12 protein-coding genes and 3 pseudogenes are annotated in these 17,668 nt (G+C 31.7%); 7 read left to right on the top strand and 8 right to left on the bottom strand.

What is annotated here, in order from left to right:
- Nucleotides 1-134 precede the first annotated feature (134 nt).
- Nucleotides 135-1,829: a septation ring formation regulator EzrA gene (gene ezrA, locus HMPREF3265_RS05090; protein WP_053024773.1), complete on the bottom strand. Its 1,695-nt coding sequence runs from the start codon at nt 1,827-1,829 to the stop codon at nt 135-137.
- 129 nt (nt 1,830-1,958) lie between these two features.
- On the opposite strand from ezrA, the gene HMPREF3265_RS05085 reads away from it, so the two are divergent.
- Together HMPREF3265_RS05085 and rpsD are read left to right on the top strand one after the other, a co-directional pair.
- Complete coding sequence (locus tag HMPREF3265_RS05085; protein WP_053024774.1) at nt 1,959-2,426, top strand: GAF domain-containing protein; 468 nt, start codon at nt 1,959-1,961, stop codon at nt 2,424-2,426.
- A 224-nt stretch (nt 2,427-2,650) separates the two neighbouring features.
- The gene (rpsD, locus tag HMPREF3265_RS05080) at nt 2,651-3,253 is read left to right on the top strand and encodes a 30S ribosomal protein S4 (protein WP_070861083.1); all 603 of its coding nucleotides are present in this window, start codon (nt 2,651-2,653) and stop codon (nt 3,251-3,253) included.
- A gap of 73 nt (nt 3,254-3,326) precedes the next feature.
- Here the strand turns inward: rpsD and HMPREF3265_RS05075 are convergent, their stop codons facing one another.
- Nucleotides 3,327-4,073: a glycerophosphodiester phosphodiesterase gene (locus tag HMPREF3265_RS05075; RefSeq protein ID WP_070861082.1), complete on the bottom strand. Its 747-nt coding sequence runs from the start codon at nt 4,071-4,073 to the stop codon at nt 3,327-3,329.
- A gap of 78 nt (nt 4,074-4,151) precedes the next feature.
- Between HMPREF3265_RS05075 and HMPREF3265_RS05070 the strand changes: the two genes are divergently transcribed.
- From HMPREF3265_RS05070 to serA, 3 genes and pseudogenes are all read left to right on the top strand, one after another.
- The gene (locus HMPREF3265_RS05070) at nt 4,152-4,592 is read left to right on the top strand and encodes an OsmC family protein (RefSeq protein WP_053024777.1); all 441 of its coding nucleotides are present in this window, start codon (nt 4,152-4,154) and stop codon (nt 4,590-4,592) included.
- Nucleotides 4,593-4,707: 115 nt separating this feature from the next.
- Nucleotides 4,708-5,868: pseudogene (locus HMPREF3265_RS05065) on the top strand (alanine--glyoxylate aminotransferase family protein).
- Nucleotides 5,858-7,456, top strand: coding sequence for a phosphoglycerate dehydrogenase (gene serA / locus HMPREF3265_RS05060; protein ID WP_070861081.1), 1,599 nt, complete (start codon nt 5,858-5,860; stop codon nt 7,454-7,456). Before HMPREF3265_RS05065 ends, serA begins: the two are co-directional and overlap by 11 nt.
- Before the next feature lie 128 nt (nt 7,457-7,584).
- Here serA and HMPREF3265_RS05055 read toward each other — a convergent pair whose 3' ends face one another.
- The 3 genes from HMPREF3265_RS05055 to HMPREF3265_RS05045 all read right to left on the bottom strand — a co-directional run bounded on the left by HMPREF3265_RS05055 (nt 7,585) and on the right by HMPREF3265_RS05045 (nt 11,355).
- Nucleotides 7,585-8,709, bottom strand: a complete 1,125-nt coding sequence (locus HMPREF3265_RS05055; RefSeq protein WP_070861080.1) for an HAD family hydrolase — start codon at nt 8,707-8,709, stop codon at nt 7,585-7,587.
- A gap of 224 nt (nt 8,710-8,933) precedes the next feature.
- Nucleotides 8,934-10,397, bottom strand: coding sequence for an N-acetylglucosamine-specific PTS transporter subunit IIBC (gene nagE, locus HMPREF3265_RS05050; RefSeq protein WP_070441232.1), 1,464 nt, complete (start codon nt 10,395-10,397; stop codon nt 8,934-8,936).
- Between the two features lie 334 nt (nt 10,398-10,731).
- Entirely contained in the window at nt 10,732-11,355 is a 624-nt protein-coding gene (locus tag HMPREF3265_RS05045) for a lysophospholipid acyltransferase family protein (protein ID WP_053024789.1), read from the bottom strand.
- Nucleotides 11,356-11,522: 167 nt separating this feature from the next.
- On the opposite strand from HMPREF3265_RS05045, the gene HMPREF3265_RS05040 reads away from it, so the two are divergent.
- Complete coding sequence (locus HMPREF3265_RS05040; RefSeq protein WP_070441235.1) at nt 11,523-12,800, top strand: S1C family serine protease; 1,278 nt, start codon at nt 11,523-11,525, stop codon at nt 12,798-12,800.
- A 79-nt stretch (nt 12,801-12,879) separates the two neighbouring features.
- Here the strand turns inward: HMPREF3265_RS05040 and HMPREF3265_RS05035 are convergent.
- The 3 genes and pseudogenes from HMPREF3265_RS05035 to tyrS all read right to left on the bottom strand — a co-directional run bounded on the left by HMPREF3265_RS05035 (nt 12,880) and on the right by tyrS (nt 16,263).
- A pseudogene (locus HMPREF3265_RS05035) lies at nt 12,880-14,207 on the bottom strand (DHA2 family efflux MFS transporter permease subunit).
- A gap of 198 nt (nt 14,208-14,405) precedes the next feature.
- Nucleotides 14,406-14,877: pseudogene (locus HMPREF3265_RS05030) on the bottom strand (MarR family winged helix-turn-helix transcriptional regulator).
- Nucleotides 14,878-15,000: 123 nt separating this feature from the next.
- A complete protein-coding gene (gene tyrS / locus HMPREF3265_RS05025; RefSeq protein ID WP_011275493.1) occupies nt 15,001-16,263 on the bottom strand; it encodes a tyrosine--tRNA ligase in 1,263 nt (420 codons plus the stop codon).
- Between the two features lie 383 nt (nt 16,264-16,646).
- Here tyrS and HMPREF3265_RS05020 point away from each other — a divergent pair, with 383 nt between their 5' ends.
- A complete protein-coding gene (locus HMPREF3265_RS05020; protein ID WP_070441241.1) occupies nt 16,647-17,561 on the top strand; it encodes a biosynthetic peptidoglycan transglycosylase in 915 nt (304 codons plus the stop codon).
- Nucleotides 17,562-17,668 lie beyond the last annotated feature (107 nt).

The following is a 17,668-nucleotide window of genomic DNA, read 5'->3' as shown; positions in this document are numbered from 1 at the left end:
ACTCATCAGTCCGATTTGACGTAGAGCCAAAATTCATTGTCCCACCTCAAAATAGACTACTATTTATTTGCTTTAACCTAACATTTATTACTTACCAAAGTTATAAATGTTTATTGTCAATATGACAAGCGAAATTAACCTTTGGCTACCTCATCTTCAATATATTTAGTAATTCCAGGTTCTACACTTTCAAGTGCTTGTTCTGAAATTTCAATTGATCGTTTGTAACGATTATTTTTAAACAAGCGTTCTGCTTCGTTTAAACTCTTATCTACATTATTATGATCTTTACGATAACGGTTACCATATTGAATTAAACGTTCTGCGTATACGGCATTCACCAATACATCATTTGCTTCATCTTCAAAAGTGTTCATTTGAATAACAATTTTGGCAACTTTATCTTTAAGTTGTTTAACGTGAATTGGACGTTCACTAAATTGATCATTAGTTTCACGAACTTCATGGTCAATTTCATTTTTCATAATAATGAATCTTTCAGGTACACTTGTTAAATTTGAAGCTAAAAGCCGGCGATAAACTTCTTCTTTTTTAGATTGAATTCTTAAAAGATTATCTTCTGCCTCAGCTTCATCCTCTCTCAATTGAATAAGATGATTTTGTAATTTTTCTTGATTCTCATTAATTACTTTAACGTGATCGTCTAAATATTCTAAGTTGTCTTTAACTTCGCTGTAACGTACAGCAGATTTAGCCATTTCTTTAAGAATTTCATCATATACTGCTACTAAATTTTGAATTTCGTTCTCATGTTGTCTAATGCTATGAACATCACTTTCATTAATGAAATAATTTTCACGAATATAGTCAATTTCTGTACGTAATGTGTAATTCATCTCACGTGCTTTGAACAATTCATCAGTAATTTGTTCTTTAGTTTCTTCCACTTCATTTTTAGCTTTAACTTCATGCTCAATCAAATCATACATTTCATCAAGCTTATCATTAATTTGTTCAAGTTTATCGTTTGCATTATCTAACTCAAGACGACTGATCATAGGTTCTACAAAATTCAACTCTGTCTTTAAGCTTTGTAGTGTACCATCGATTTTAACGTGATCTAGATCATAACCGTTCATCTTTAAGTCACGACATCCATATTTCAAATCTTGAAATTGTCCAGGTAGTTCTTTTTGAGCTTCTCTAATTAATTCTGGAATTTCATCCATATACTTTTGGACTTCATTCATAGATTCATTTAGACCCATAATGTGGTTGTGTGCTTGAACGTAATTACCTTCTTCTTTTAGTTCTTCATACTGTACAAGTTCTGGCTCAAATGATTCAATTCTTTTTTCAAGTGGTGAAGCTGCATCGCCGAACTGATGTCTGTTAGCTAACACATCACGCTTCATTTCTCGATAATTAGTCTTGCACTTTTCATAAACTTGTTCATTTTCCTTATGTAAAGAAACAATTTCATTAACATCTTCAACTTGTTGTTGATACCCAGTTTCATATTTATCCATTAATTCATGTGCATCGTCAATGTCACTTTGAGCTCCAGAAAATTGAAACTTATCAAGTTGAATTTCAGCATCGTGGATTTTTTCCTCTACGGGTGCTAAATAGTTATTTGTATAGTCTAAGGTGTCTCTCTTAAAGGCATCATATTTTGTTCTAGTTTCCCCTTTTAAATTTAATTCAGAAAGTTGTTTTAAATTTTCTTCAAAAGGTAATCTTTGAACTTTTAACTTACGTTCTTCAGCTTCTTCAACAATTTTTCGTTTGTTAGAACGTAAATAAAACATGATTCCTACAATGATTAAAACAATGATAATTATTGCTAATATTGTGTATAAAACCATCTCATTCTCCTCCTATGTTATCATTATTATAACGCAAATACCGCTTTCATTAAACTAGTAAATGAATGAATTGATAGAATAAATTTTTCCATTTATAATTTATTAAAAATAACAAAATGAGGTAAGCATATGCCAATAATAAAAGAAACAAATTATAATTTATTAACGAAACAGCTTCAAAGTTTAATCGAAGACGAACAGAACCTTATCGCAATTCTAAGCAATACATCAGCTATATTAAATGATAATTTAGATCAAATTAATTGGGTTGGTTTTTATCTTATTGAAAATGAAGAACTTATTCTTGGACCCTTTCAAGGTCATCCAGCTTGCGTTCATATTGCAATTGGCAAAGGTGTCTGTGGTACTGCAGTTGCAGAAGATAAAACTCAGTTAGTTAAAGATGTACACGCGTTCCCAGGACACATTGCTTGCGATGCAAACAGTAAATCAGAAATAGTTATTCCAATTCATGTCAATGATGAAATAATTGGGGTTCTAGATATTGATGCACCTATCACAGATCGATTTACTAATGAAGACAAGGAAGGTTTAGAAGTTATTGTCAAAGTTCTTGAAAAACAGCTAACTAAATAACTAAAAAGTATTGACACTTTGTAAAATACTGTTACAATGAACTTTGTGTGAATTAACGAAAATAGCAGTTGCATATCAATGAGCTCTATGTTGTTCCCGATGAGGACGTGTCGCGTAACTGACGCTATAAGGTGAAGACACATAAAACAACATATCCTATTGGGCATGCAACACTCTTTTTTGTTTATTCATAACAACAAAAAAGAAAAAGGAGGAGTCTTAATATGGCTCGATTCAGAGGTTCAAACTGGAAAAAATCTCGTCGTTTAGGTATCTCATTAAGCGGTACTGGTAAAGAATTAGAAAAACGTCCTTACGCACCAGGACAACACGGTCCAAACCAACGTAAAAAATTATCAGAATATGGTTTACAATTACGTGAAAAACAAAAATTACGTTATTTATATGGAATGACTGAAAGACAATTCCGTAACACATTTGACATCGCTGGTAAACAACACGGTGTACATGGTGAAAACTTCATGATTTTATTAGCTAGTCGTTTAGACGCAGTTGTTTATTCATTAGGTTTAGCTCGTACTCGTCGTCAAGCACGTCAATTAGTTGGTCACGGTCACGTTGAAGTTGATGGTCGTCGTGTTGATATTTCATCATATTCATTAAAACCTGGTCAAGTTATCACTGTACGTGAAAAATCACAAAATTTAGACATCATCAAAGAATCTGTTGAAATTAATAATTTCGTACCAGAATACTTAGACTTTGATGCAGATAGCTTAAAAGGGACTTTCGTACGCTTCCCTGAACGTAGCGAATTACCAGCTGAAATTAATGAACAATTAATCGTTGAGTACTACTCAAGATAAGTTCATGATAATGAACAACCACCCTTCCTTATGGAATGGGTGGTTTTTTTATTCATAGATGATCAAAGTGATTTTATATTCTAAAGATATCCTCTGGTAAATCAGAAATAATGCCATCTACGCCAAGATTGATAAGTTTTTTAACATCTTTCGGTTTATTCACAGTATATGGAATAACCTTCAATGATTGACTATGTGCATTTTTTATAAATTTAGAATTAACTAATTTGTAATTAGGATTAATAAAATTTGCATAATCAGATATTTCTTCAAAGTTTGGAGATTTATACCAATATTTCTTTCTACTAATAAGCAAACCCAATTGATACTCACTATCCAATGAGTTTAAACGTTTCACACAATCTTCATCAAAAGATTGAATGATTGCCTTATGTTTAGGAACTTTATATATTTCTAAAGCATTCAATACAGCTTTTTCTATTCCGAGATATTGATGTGGAACTTTAATCTCAATAAGTAACTTTTTTGAAAAATTTTTAATTAAGGATAACACCTCTTCAAATGTCGAAATCTTAGTATTTTGAAAGGATTTATCATGTTTTACTCCAAAATCAAATGTTAACAATTCTTCAAGTGTATAGTCTTTTACTTTTCCTTCACCATTTGAAGTTCGATTAATAGTGTCATCATGTATAACAACTAAATGATTGTCTTTGCTGAAATGTACATCTATTTCTAACATATCAACATGTTGCATTAAAGCCGCCTTAAAACCAACAAGAGTATTTTCTGGAAATTGATTCGATAAACCACGATGAGCAACTATTTGAAATGCTTGATTAGGTTTATTAATTTTCATAAAAGTCACCTTTCTTTAATTATGTCACAGTTTAAACTACACTTAAATTACCATATTATAAGTGGAGGTTAAACATAAATGGTTAAGCATGATTTTAAGGTACAAACAAAATGGCGTGGTGGAAGAGAAGAAGTTGGAACTGTTAATGGAGACATTATTTCTGAACAAATTTCTATACCTGCACCGCTTGGTGGTAATGGAGTAGGTACAAATCCTGATGAATTATTAGTATCAGCAGCATCGTCTTGTTATATCATCTCATTGGCAGCAACATTAGAAAGAGCAAAATTTACCGACATCGATCTGATAAATGATTCAGTGGGTACTGCCATATTCGAGAATGGTAAGTTTAAAATGGCAACAATAACACATTATCCTAAAATTTCAGTGACTGCAGAACACAAAGAAAGTCTTGAGAAACGACTTCCTAAATTATTAGAAATAGCTGATAGTAATTGTATGATTTCGAATTCTATACGTAATAATGTAGAAATTAAAATTCAAGCGTCAATTCAATAATTGTTAAAATTGCGCTAGTTTCACCATGAATCTCATATAAACATGGTGATTGCTCTTTTAAATTATCAGAATATTTGGTAAAATGATTAAATCTTATACCGTGGGAGGAAATTTAATGAATTATTATGAACCACTTTTATTAACACCAGGACCTACTCCAGTTCCAAAGGAAATCAATCATGCTTTAGGTTTACCTATGGTTGGTCACCGTTCACCAGATTTTGAATCTATAGCTAAAAAAGCATTTAACAATTTAAAACCCATTTTTGGTACAGAAAATGAAGTTATGATTTTAACATCAAGTGGCACTAGTGTCTTAGAAGCAAGTATGTTAAATATAGTTAATCCTGATGATCATTTTGTCGTTATAGTGTCAGGCGCCTTTGGCAATCGCTTTAAACAAATTGCTGAAACATACTATGAAAATGTATACATATATAATGTGGAATAGGGACAACCCCTTGATGTTAAAGAATTCATAACATATCTTAACAATTTAAATCATCAAATCAGTGCTGTATTTACTCAATTCTGCGAAACGTCAACAGCTGTCCTACATCCTGTAGGTGAACTTGGTAAAGCATTGAAAACATTCGATCAAGATATCTACTTTGTTGTAGACGGTGTGAGTTGTATTGGTGCTGTAGATGTTAATTTAGAACGTGACAACATAGATGTGTTAGTTTCTGGAAGTCAAAAAGCAATTATGTTGCCACCTGGACTAGCATTCGTTGCTTTTAATGATCGTGCGTTGAAACGTTTTAAAGAAGTTACTACACCACGCTTTTACTTAAATTTAAATAAATACTTTGACTCACTTAAACAAGATTCTACTCCTTTTACACCAAATGTCGGGTTATTTAGAGCTGTAAACGCTTATGCCGAATTAATTCATTCTGAAGGGTTTGAAAATACCATCAAACGTCACTATATTATTAGAGACGGTCTAAGATCAGCTTTAAATGCATTAGATTTAGAACTTCTAGTAGAAGATGATTTCGCTTCCCCAACGGTAACATCGTTCATACCAACATCCAAAGATGAATTAACTCATATTAAATCAACTTTAAAAACAAGATTTAATATTACAATTGCTGGTGGTCAAGGTAAATTGAAAGGAAAGATTTTACGTATCGGACATATGGGTAAAGTCTCACCTTTCGATATGCTCTCAGTTATAAGTGCTTTAGAGATTATACTTACAGATTACCGTCAAACGAATTATATTGGGAAAGGCTTAACAAAATTTTCAGAGGTGATTCATAGTGAAGCATAATATTCTAGTGTCAGACCCTATTTCAACAGATGGATTACAAAGTTTATTAAACCATTCTGATTTTAACGTCGATATTAAAACTAATTTGGATGAACAATCATTATTAGATATTATAGATAATTACGAGGGGTTAATTGTTCGTAGTCAGACGCAAGTCACTCAACAAATCATTGAAAAGGCTAATAAATTGAAAGTTATCGCTCGTGCTGGTGTTGGCGTTGACAATATTGATATTGATGCTGCTACTCTCCAAGGTATTTTAGTTATTAATGCACCTGATGGTAATACTATTTCTGCAACTGAACATTCAGTAGCTATGATTTTAGCGATGGCTAGAAATATTCCTCAAGCGCATGCATCTTTAAAAAATAAGGAATGGAATAGAAAAGCATTTAAGGGTGTCGAACTTTACCACAAAATATTAGGTGTCATAGGTGCAGGACGAATAGGTATTGGTGTAGCACAACGACTTCAAAGTTTCGGTATGAAAGTATTAGCTTATGACCCTTATCTTACGGAAGATAAAGCACAGCAATTAGGCGTTAAACTTGCTACTATAGATGAAATAGCTAGACAAGCTGATTTTATAACAGTTCATACGCCATTAACACCTAAAACAAGAGGTATTGTGAATGCTGATTTCTTTTCAAAAGCAAAGCCAACATTGCAAATTATTAACGTCGCAAGAGGCGGTATTATCAATGAAGATGATTTATTAAATGCACTAAATAACAATCAGATCGCACGTGCTGCGTTAGACGTATTTGAACATGAACCTCCTACCAATTCACCATTAATTGAGCATGATAAAATCATTGTTACGCCACACTTAGGTGCATCAACTATTGAGGCTCAAGAGAAAGTTGCAGTATCAGTGTCAGAAGAAATTATAGATATACTGGAAAACGGTAATGTAACACACGCAGTCAATGCCCCAAAAATTAGTTTCAATGATATAGATGAAATAACACAACAATGGATTGAAATAGGTGAGTTATCTGGTGAATTAGCAATTCAATTAATTGAAGGTGCACCGAGAGAAATCAAGGTGACTTTTAATGGTGATGTCGCTAAACAGGAAACTGACTTAATTACACGCTCAATTGTAAAACAAATTTTGCAACAGGATTTAGGAGATCGTGTTAATATCATTAATGCTTTTGCACTTTTAAATGAACAAGGTGTAACACGTAACGTTGAAAAAAGAGCATCACAAGGTACTTTTAGTAATTATATTCAAGTTCATTTAGTTAGTGATACGGAAGAAGTAAAAATTGGTGCCACTGTCATAGCTGGCTTTGGTGCTCGTATTGTACGTATTAATGATTACTCTGTAGACTTTAAACCTAATGCCTACCAACTTGTTTCTTATCATGGTGACAAGCCTGGCATGGTCGGTTTAACTGGTCAGCTACTAGGTAAACATAATATTAATATTGCATCAATGTCACTTGGCAGAAATGTACAAGGAGGCCAAGCGATGATGGTATTATCAATTGATCAACCTGTTACTGAGGATATTATCAATGAACTATATGATGTGGGTGGTTTCGATAAAATATATGGAACTACACTTTCAGTCAAATAACTAATCTTTTTAAAGATTCACTACTATAACTACTTGAAATAATAATGCCCCTCAATGATGAATTTTACTTCATCATTGAGGGGCGTATTAATACTAATGATTTAATATCAATTTATGGTGAATTAACCTTACAATAAAATATTTTTAATTAAACCTATATGATCAACAATATAATCCGCTTCATGACGCTCCAATTCTTTACGAGCCTCTTGCCCTTTTAACCCTGTTAATGTACCTATAAAAGTAGCACCTATTTGTTTAGCACTGAATAAATCAGCCAATGAGTCACCAACAATGATTACATCTTCTTTATTTACAATTTGATCTTGCTGAGTAATGAATTGTTTATAATTCTCCTTGTTATTTCCATATAGAGTAGCTATGTAGCAAAAAGGATTAGGCTTACCTAGAGGTATAAATTCAGGATATTCATTTTCAGCTTCCATAACATCACTTGCAGTAACAATGTGATTATCTGAAAAGAACGCTTTTAAACCTAAAGATTCAAATGGAACTAATGTCTCAGTTCTAGGTCTACCTGTAGCTATTGCAAGATGATAACCTCTCTCTTTAAGAGATTTAAGTAATGACTTTATCTCTTCAATAGGTCTAAGAACAGTTTCGTGATAAATAAAACCATTAATGCCATCAAGAATAGAAGGCTTTTCTTCAACTTGTTCAAATAATTCAGAACCCAAGTATAATTCTTGGTATAAATCTCTTGCAACAAACCATAGAGGTCCTTTAAGTTTAAACAAACGCGCATCATTAACATTTAATTCTTTCTTAGCATATTGTTCTAACTCAGCATAAATATTATTTTTACCACCTTGACTATGATTAATAAAATTCATAGGAAGTTCATAATCGATTTTAAAATCTTTATTGATCAATGACTGAATGTCTTGAATACTTCTAGCTGAAAATTGATTATCTTCTATAATGTCTTTAATTTGTTGAAAGGTGAATTGCTTCATTAAATGGATAAAATGTATGCAAAAAACTACAAATAACATATCCCAATTTGAATTTAATCCCATTGATTTTAATCGATTAAGAATTATATCATTATTAAATACTTTACTGCGAATATTATTTATAGTTTCGTCACATAATATATTTAACTTAAATGATTTATCTAAACCTAAAAAATGTTCACTTTTAAGTAACGCCTCTATAGTTAAAGCTGACGTATCGAAACAACGTTCCTCACTTAAGAATACACCGTCTACATCAAATAAAATTGATTTCATGACTTTCCGCTCCATTATTTTTGAATATTCTGATACTTATAATATTAACGTCTTATATCTCAATGTCAATAAAACTATAATAAAAAACTGATGAATTCTAGGTAGCCTCCTAAAATTCATCAGCTAATTGAACAACACATATTTATCAATATGTTTATATCTTATCAAATCAGTAAGACATATTTTGTCTGTCTTAATACTTTTAAAAAATGAAACTATAAATTTTACATTTGCTTTTCAATTTCATCTGCGACCTGCTGTACATGAGTGCCAATTATAACTTGTGCTGAGTGTTGACCATTTTTGGTTACCCCAACCGCTCCTGCATTTCTAATTTTTTGTTCGTCAATAATAGAATTATCCTTTAATTCCATTCTTAATCTAGTAGCACAATTGGTCAATGTAGTAATATTTTCACTACCACCTAATCCTTCTAAGATTTGACTTGCTGTGTGATGATATTTGCTTTTACTTGTAGTTTCAGCCCCATCTTTCTTAGTTGTATTAGCAGTTGGATCAGCTAATAAATTGTCACCACGACCAATTGTGTTGAGGTTAAAGATTTTAATGACAAATCTAAAGATAAAGTAATATAAAACGAAGAATACAATGCCTTGAACTAAAATCATTAACGGATGATTAGCCACTGGATTGATTAGTGATAATACGTAATCAATTAAACCTGCACTAAATGAGAATCCTGCTGTCCAATGAAATAGTGCAGCTATAAATAATGACAAACCGGTTAATAATGCATGGATTACAAATAACACCGGTGCAACAAACATAAATACAAATTCAATCGGTTCAGTTACACCAACCATAAATGCAGAAATGGAACTTGCTATAAACCAACCATATACTTGTTTTTTCTGAGCAGATTCAGCGGTGTGATACATCGCCAATGCTGCAGCTGGAATACCAAACATCATAATTGGGAAGAACCCTGCTTGATATCGACCAGTAATACCTTTGATTGCATCTTGTCCAGTTTGGAATTTACCGATATCGTTAATTCCTGCTGTATCAAACCAGAACACAGCATTTAATGCATGGTGAAGCCCAGTAGGAATTAATAGTCGGTTAAAGAAGCCGTATAGGAATGCACCGAATGGTCCAAAACCAACTAACCATCCACCAAATGCCACAATAGCTGAATATACAAATGTCCATGCGAATAATAAAATCACAATTAAAAAAGTACAATAGAATACTGTCATAATTGGAACTAATCGCTTACCACTAAAGAATGATAACGCTGTAGGTAATTCCACATCACTGAATTTGTTAAAACAGTATGCTGCAATTAGTCCTATTATAATACCAATAAACACATTTGAATTATCCATCTTACTAAATCCGTCGTTTACAGCACTCTCTTTTATATTAAATAATGATGCTACGAACTCAGGAGATAATACTTTAACGACCAGTGCAAATCCCAAAGCACCCGCTAATGCGACTGCACCATCATTTTTCTTTGCCATACCAATCGCAACGCCAATTGCAAAGATAAGCCCTAGTTGGCCTAGTATTGCATTCCCTACCGTACTGAAGAATAATGACACAGTTGGTAATATATTTAATGCTTTAAGCAAATTACCAATTCCAACGATTATTGCGCCAGCGGGTAAAACAGCTACTGGTAGCATTAAGGATCTCCCTAAATTTTGAAAAAACTTAAACATTTCACTCACTCCCAAAACACATATTATTCAAATAATTTATATATAACTAAGATATGTATATAGTTCCTTAATTAATTTACCATAAATGTAAGCGCTTTTGATGTGTCAATTTTAAATCATTTTAAAAATATAATAAGCATACAGGTATCTAACACGCTAAAGCTCTTCAACCTATAAATGTAGAATTTTAATTTTAAATAAATTTATAAAAATAAAAGTCTCGTATTAAATTCACTGAGATTAATTAAGTGTATACTTAAAAACAAAAACACCCTATTAAAATAACTATTTGAGTCATTAAATAGAGTGTTTATTGTTAATTAGTTACTATAATTTATTTATCTAGACTATCTTGAATTAAGTGTAGTTCTTTTTGTAATTGTGCTGTACGTCTTTCAATTTCATGTGTTAAATAATCTATTTTTTCATTTCTTTTTAAATCTTTAGGAATATCTGATTGATAAATTGGCTCACCAAATTTAATAAGTGCCTGACCTGTAATTAAACCAAGTAATTTTTTAGGTCCAACATAGGCTGCTGGTAAAATTGGCGCTTTGCCTAACATTGCAATAGTTGAAGCGCCTCTTTTTAATGGAGCCCCTTCAGCTGATGTACGATGTCCCGTTGGGAAGATACCAACAGTTTTATTTTCTTTTAACAAATTAACTGGTCTTTTCAATGTACTTGGTCCTGGATTTTCACGGTCAACAGGAAAAGCATTCAATGAAGTTAAAAATTGACCAAACCATTTATTATTAAATAATTCTTTTTTAGCCATGTAATGAATTTCATTAGGAACTAATGCCATACCTAACATGATCACTTCATTATAACTTTCATGAGTACATGTTACTACGTATTTGTTATCTTTAGGAATATTCTCCTTTCCAATAACATATAATGATTTAGCCATTTTAACTAATATAAAATCTAATAGTCTACTTATAAATTGATACATTATGTCACCTGCTTATTGATTTTTATACTTTATTGATTTTATCATTATCCTTATATATGAACAACTTATCAAAAGATACATCTAAAGTCTGATAGTGGATTACTAGCAATATTTGATTAAACCTTTCATAATTAAATAAAGGGTTAATATTATAATGGAGGTTAAAAATGTCTGAATTTAATCAAGAGAATCAATCAAATTATAACAACTATCAGCAACCTCAACCTGGAAAACCTAAATTCCCATGGTTTAAAACAATTATAGTTGCATTAATTGCTGGTGTGATAGGTGCTTTACTTGTCTTAGGTGCAAGTAAAATAATGGGATTAGTTGGAATAGATAATAGTGGTGCCCAAGTTCAAGAAGCCAATAATAGTAAAGGTGGAAATGTATTAGACGGAAAAAGTGATAACTATAAATCTGTTAATGCAATGATTAAAGATGTATCACCTGCGATAGTTGGTGTCATTAATATGCAAAAAGCTAATGGTCTAGAAGATTTTTTACAAGGTAAATCGTCATCCGAATCTGAAGAAGCAGGTATTGGTTCAGGTGTAATCTATCAAATTAATAATAATTCTGCTTACATTGTGACAAACACCCATGTAATAAGTGGTGCATCCGAGATTAAAGTGCAATTGCATAGTGGTAAACAAGTTAAAGCGAAGTTAATTGGGAAGGATACTGTATCAGATATAGCTGTCTTAAAAATAGATAATACTAAGGGTATCAAATCAATTAAGTTTGCTAATTCTTCAAAAGTGCAAACTGGGGATAGTGTATTCGCTATGGGTAATCCTCTAGGTTTGGAATTTGCTAATTCAGTTACTTCTGGAATTATTTCAGCAAATGAGCGTACAATTGAGTCAAATACTACTTCTGGTGGTACTAAAGTTAACGTCTTGCAAACTGATGCTGCAATAAACCCTGGTAACTCTGGTGGTGCATTAGTAGATATTAATGGTAACTTGGTTGGTATCAACTCTATGAAAATAGCCGCTGAGCAAGTAGAAGGTATTGGTTTTGCTATTCCAAGTAATGAAGTTAAAGTAACTATTGAACAACTTGTTAAAAACGGTAAAATTGAACGCCCTTCTATAGGAATTGGTTTACTAAATTTAAGTGATATTCCTAATTCTTATAAAAAAGAATTAAACACAGATCGTGATGATGGTATTTATGTTGCTAAAGTAAGTCGATCAAGTGAATTAAAAACAGGCGATATCATTACTAAAATAGATGATAAAACTGTAAAAGAAGATACTGATTTAAGAACTTATCTGTATCAAAATAAGAAGCCTGGTGAGACTGCTAAACTAACTGTTATACGTGATGGAAAAACGCTAACAGTTAATGTTAAGCTAAAAAGCCAGTCCGATATATCATCTACTCAATCATTTGACTCTGAATCAGACAATAGTCGAAACAGTCAATTTATACAATAGTTTTTCTAACAAAAGAACATAATACACAAATACGGCCAGTACATGATTAATCAAAATCAATTACTGACCGTATTATTACTTATATTGTCGCCTTTGACTTATTAGTAAGAAATAAAGCTGGAACAATAATTAAAATTAATGTAATGACTGATACTAAGAATCCAGCATGATAAGCGATAATACTGTGTGTCAAGGAATTACCTAATTGATTTATTGCAACTGAAAGAATTGTTGCAATAAAAGCTGTTCCAAAACTTGAACCAATATTTTCAATCATATTAATTCCCACAGCCGCTTCAGCTAATACGCTTTCTTTAATGCCCATATATGCATCAGTAGTTAAACCTAAATTAATGCCTCCAACACTACATCCTCTTAAAAATAAGATAATAGATAGAGCAATGATACTAGTATGATCTGTAATAAATAATAAAGGTATTAATCTAAACATCGATATTATAACACTTACTAAAACCACCCATTTCGCTCCATATTGATCGATCAATTTCCCCATGTATGGTCTTGTAATAAGCATTCCAATTCCCTGTGGTATAAGTGCTTGAGCTGCTTCAATAGGAGTGTAATGCTTAAATGTCTGAAAATATAACGGAATTATGAACATAGGTCCCATGATACCTATGTTCGAGAGAAATGAGTCTATAAATGATGCTGTATAATTTCCTTTACTAAAGAGTGATAACGACATAATGGTATTATCATGTTTAACTTTATTATGAATATAATACATAAGTATCATAATACAACCATTAATCAGAAGAAGAATAGTAGTTCTATTATAAAAACTATGGTAATCACTTGCTTTTGTTAAGCCGTATATGGTTGATATACTGATAAGACCTAGTAATATGATTCCTAACATGTCAATAGACTTACTTTTATTAAAAGGGTCAAAGTTCGATAAATATTTTATTTGCAATAATACGGCGATGATTACGACTAAGACATTAATAAAGAACATCCAGCGCCAAGACACAATATGAATTACAACTCCACCAATGACTGGTCCCATGATGGGCCCGAATATCATAGGTGTACTTACGACAGCCATGACTTTCCCAATATCGTCTTGACCCGTTGTCTTAATCAATAGCGTGAACATTAACGTTGTAATTATGCCCGCAGACAATCCTTGAATAATTCTGAACACAATAAAACTCTCTACATTCCAACTAATACGAGCTAATACAGATGTAATTCCAAATAGAATTGAGGCTCCTATAAATATATACTTCCCATTAAATTGATTGACCATCCATCCTGCTATTGGAATAACTAGCGCTAAAGCAAGGACATATCCTGTTATACCCACTGAGTGATTTCAATAGTAGTATTAAATGCGTTGTTAAGTTGTTTGATTGCTATATTAATCATTGTTGAATCTAACATAGGTGCTATAGCCCCTAATGCTATTGCCCAAGCAGCTATCATAATCTCTCGATACTTGACTATCATTTAATTTTTACATACGTTCCTCCTATATATTGTTTCCATGTCAACAAAATATACTCTCTTTTTGTTTTCTTGTCAGCAATATATAACAAATAAACTCGCTTAACCTGTAAGCGAGTTTTTAAGTTTAATCTCTTATAATGATTTTTTCTCTTGTTCGATTAGTTGATCCAAATGTTGATGATACCTATTAATGAAGGTCATCATATTATTAAATTCATCTTCTGTCATGCTGTCAAAAACACTTTGATCTCTATTTTGAAACGATTCATGTAATTCAGAGTGAATTTGATAAACGCTTTCACCCTGTGCAGTTAATTTAAAATATATTTCTTTTTTATTGTCTTTACTTTTAAAACTTTTCAATTAAACCTTTTTGCTGCAAACGTTTTGTTAATTTACTAATTGCACCTCTAGTCATAAATAGCTTATTCGCTAAATATTGTACATTGGGATTCTGATATTCTTTAATCGCTTCAACGCAATGAACTTCAGATGATTTGAACCCTTTAAGTGCTTGTTCCATTTTATCTTTATTTAGCCAACCTATTTTATTAAACAAATCTCTAAAGCTACTCATTAAAATTTCTTCTTTATTATTAGTCATTTCATCACTTCTTTTTAATCTTTATAACACATTTATTATACCCGTACTCTATTTATTTTTCATAAAAAGGGCAATGCGCAAAGTCTATAAGATTTCGCTACATTGCCAATAAAATTAAACTTATTATTTATAGTTAACCATGAAATATTTTTTCTTACCACGACGAATGATAGTAAATTCATCATCTATTTTATCCTCATTGCTTAATTCATAGTCTACTGATTGTTGTCTTTCCCCATTAATATAAATAGCACCGTTATTAACATCCTCACGTGCTTGGCGTTTAGACGTCGCAATGCCTGTTTCAATTAAGACATCAATAATATTTGAAGTTTCAGTTGATAATTCAACTTGAGGAACATCTTTAAAACCTTCTTTTAATTCTTTGCCTGATAATGATTTTAAATCGCCGCTAAACAAAGCTTTAGAAATACGAATGGCATCATCTAATGCCTCTTTACCATGAATAAATTCTGTAACATTCTCCGCTAAGGCTTTTTGCGCTTCTCTTAAATGAGGTTCTTGATTTTTAGATTCTTCGAGACGATTAATTTCATCTTTATCTAAAAATGTGAAGTATTTCAAGAATTTAATGACATCATCATCTGATTGATTAATCCAAAATTGGTAAAATTCATAAGGGCTTGTTTTGTCAGCGTCTAACCATACAGCACCTGATTCTGATTTACCAAATTTCTTACCATCCGATTTCGTAACTAAAGGAATTGTTAAACCATATGCTTCAGTTTGTCCATACATACGTCGCATTAATTCAATACCACTAGTGATATTACCCCATTGATCTGAACCACCAACTTGTAATTTACAATTTAATTCACGGTTTAAATGACCAAAGTCGATAGCTTGAAGTATAGTATAAGTGAATTCAGTGTAAGATATACCATTCTCAAGGCGAGATTGAATAGAATCTTTACCTAACATGTAGTTCACACCAACATGTTTACCATAATCTCTTAGGAAACTAATTAATGAGATTTGACTCAACCAATCTTTGTTATTAACTAAAATGGCACCTTTATCCGTACCAAATTCAAATAATTTATGCATTTGAGCACTAATACCCTCAACGTTAGCCTCTACTTGGTCTTCTGTTTGTAGTATACGTTCTTCAGATTTACCGGATGGATCACCAATCATACCAGTTCCCCCACCAATTAGAACGATAGGTCGATGACCATGTTCTTGGAAACGTCTTAGAGTCATAAATGGAAGCAAATGACCAATATGCAGACTATCAGCAGTAGGGTCAGCACCACAATATAAAGAAATTTGTTCCTTATTTAATAATTCTTCAATGCTACTTTCATCTGTTTGTTGATAAATTAAACCTCTCCATTGTAACTCTTCAATTAAAGCGTTTGACATCAATATTCCTCCTAAACAAAGATTTTATTTTTAATATTTAGTGATCTATACTCTATTTATGAAAAATAAAAAGCACCCATACATCGTTAAATGTAAGGGCGCTTGAGCACGTTACCACCATACTTAAATAGCATATTGCTATTCACTCTATCAATGATACGTTCATTAATAAACGTTGGACAATTCATAATGAGGTGTATTCATATAAGTGCAACTATTAGTTCACAGCTACCACTAACTCTCTGGAAATCACAAAAATATTACTTGTCCTCTTATCCAAAATATATTGAATTGTAATTAATTATAAGTATTAAAAATATAAAAGTCAAATCAGTGATTATGGTATACTATATTTAAATTTCAAGATGCTTAAGGTGAAAGAGATGTTAACCAACATTAATAGAGATACTAAGTTTAATTCATTTGAAAAGTCCTACAAAAAAAAGAAACATGCAATTGTAGGATTATTTAGTGTTGGGTTATTTATATGTTTAATAGGATTTATAGGTACAGTTATTTATTTCAATCATTTAACGCATGAATCGTCTAAAATAAGCGATCGTGAATTAAAACAGAAAGTCTTGCATTTTGCAGGTGACGATTTAATAAATCATGAAAATTCTGATATCTTAAGTGAATATGATAAATCTGAGAACTCTCTAATAGTAGGTCCTAAACACGTCAATCCAAATGTCATTAAAGCCCTTACCTCTTCCGAGGATACCATGTTTTATAAACATAAAGGTATCCTTCCAAAAGCACTCGTACGAGCAATGATACAAGATGTATTTAATCTTGATCAAAGTACTGGTGGTAGTACAATTACTCAACAACTAGTTAAAAACCAAGTGCTATCAAGTAAAAAAACATATAGTCGAAAAGCAAATGAGCTTATTTTAGCAATGCGTCTTGAAAATTTATTGTCAAAAAATGAAATCATCTATACATATTTAAATATTGTACCTTTCGGTAGAGATTATGAAGGAAACAATATTACAGGTATTGCGTCTGCGTCTTATAGTTTATTCGGTATTCCACCGAAAGATTTAAATATTGCACAGTCTGCTTACTTAATTGGTTTATTACAAAGCCCGTATATGTATACACCGTATGAAGAAAATGGTGAATTAAAAACTTATAAAGAAGTCAAAATCAGTGTTGATCGTCAACACTATGTATTAAAACGAATGCTTATTGAAGGTGTAATCGATAAAGAGGAATACCGTCACGCTAAACGTTATCATATCTATGACCATTTACTTACAAAACCGCAATTAAATAATAATCAATCTGCATGATTGATAAAATGTCTCATTTAATTAAATTCATATTTTGTTTCAAAAACAAATTCATAAAAAAACTGCGACAAAGTTTGGCTCTATAATAAATTGGACTGATGACTAAA

This window comes from Staphylococcus sp. HMSC62B09, assembly GCF_001839115.1.
Lineage (GTDB): Bacteria > Bacillota > Bacilli > Staphylococcales > Staphylococcaceae > Staphylococcus > Staphylococcus haemolyticus.
This window is presented reverse-complemented; position numbering and strand designations above follow the sequence as displayed.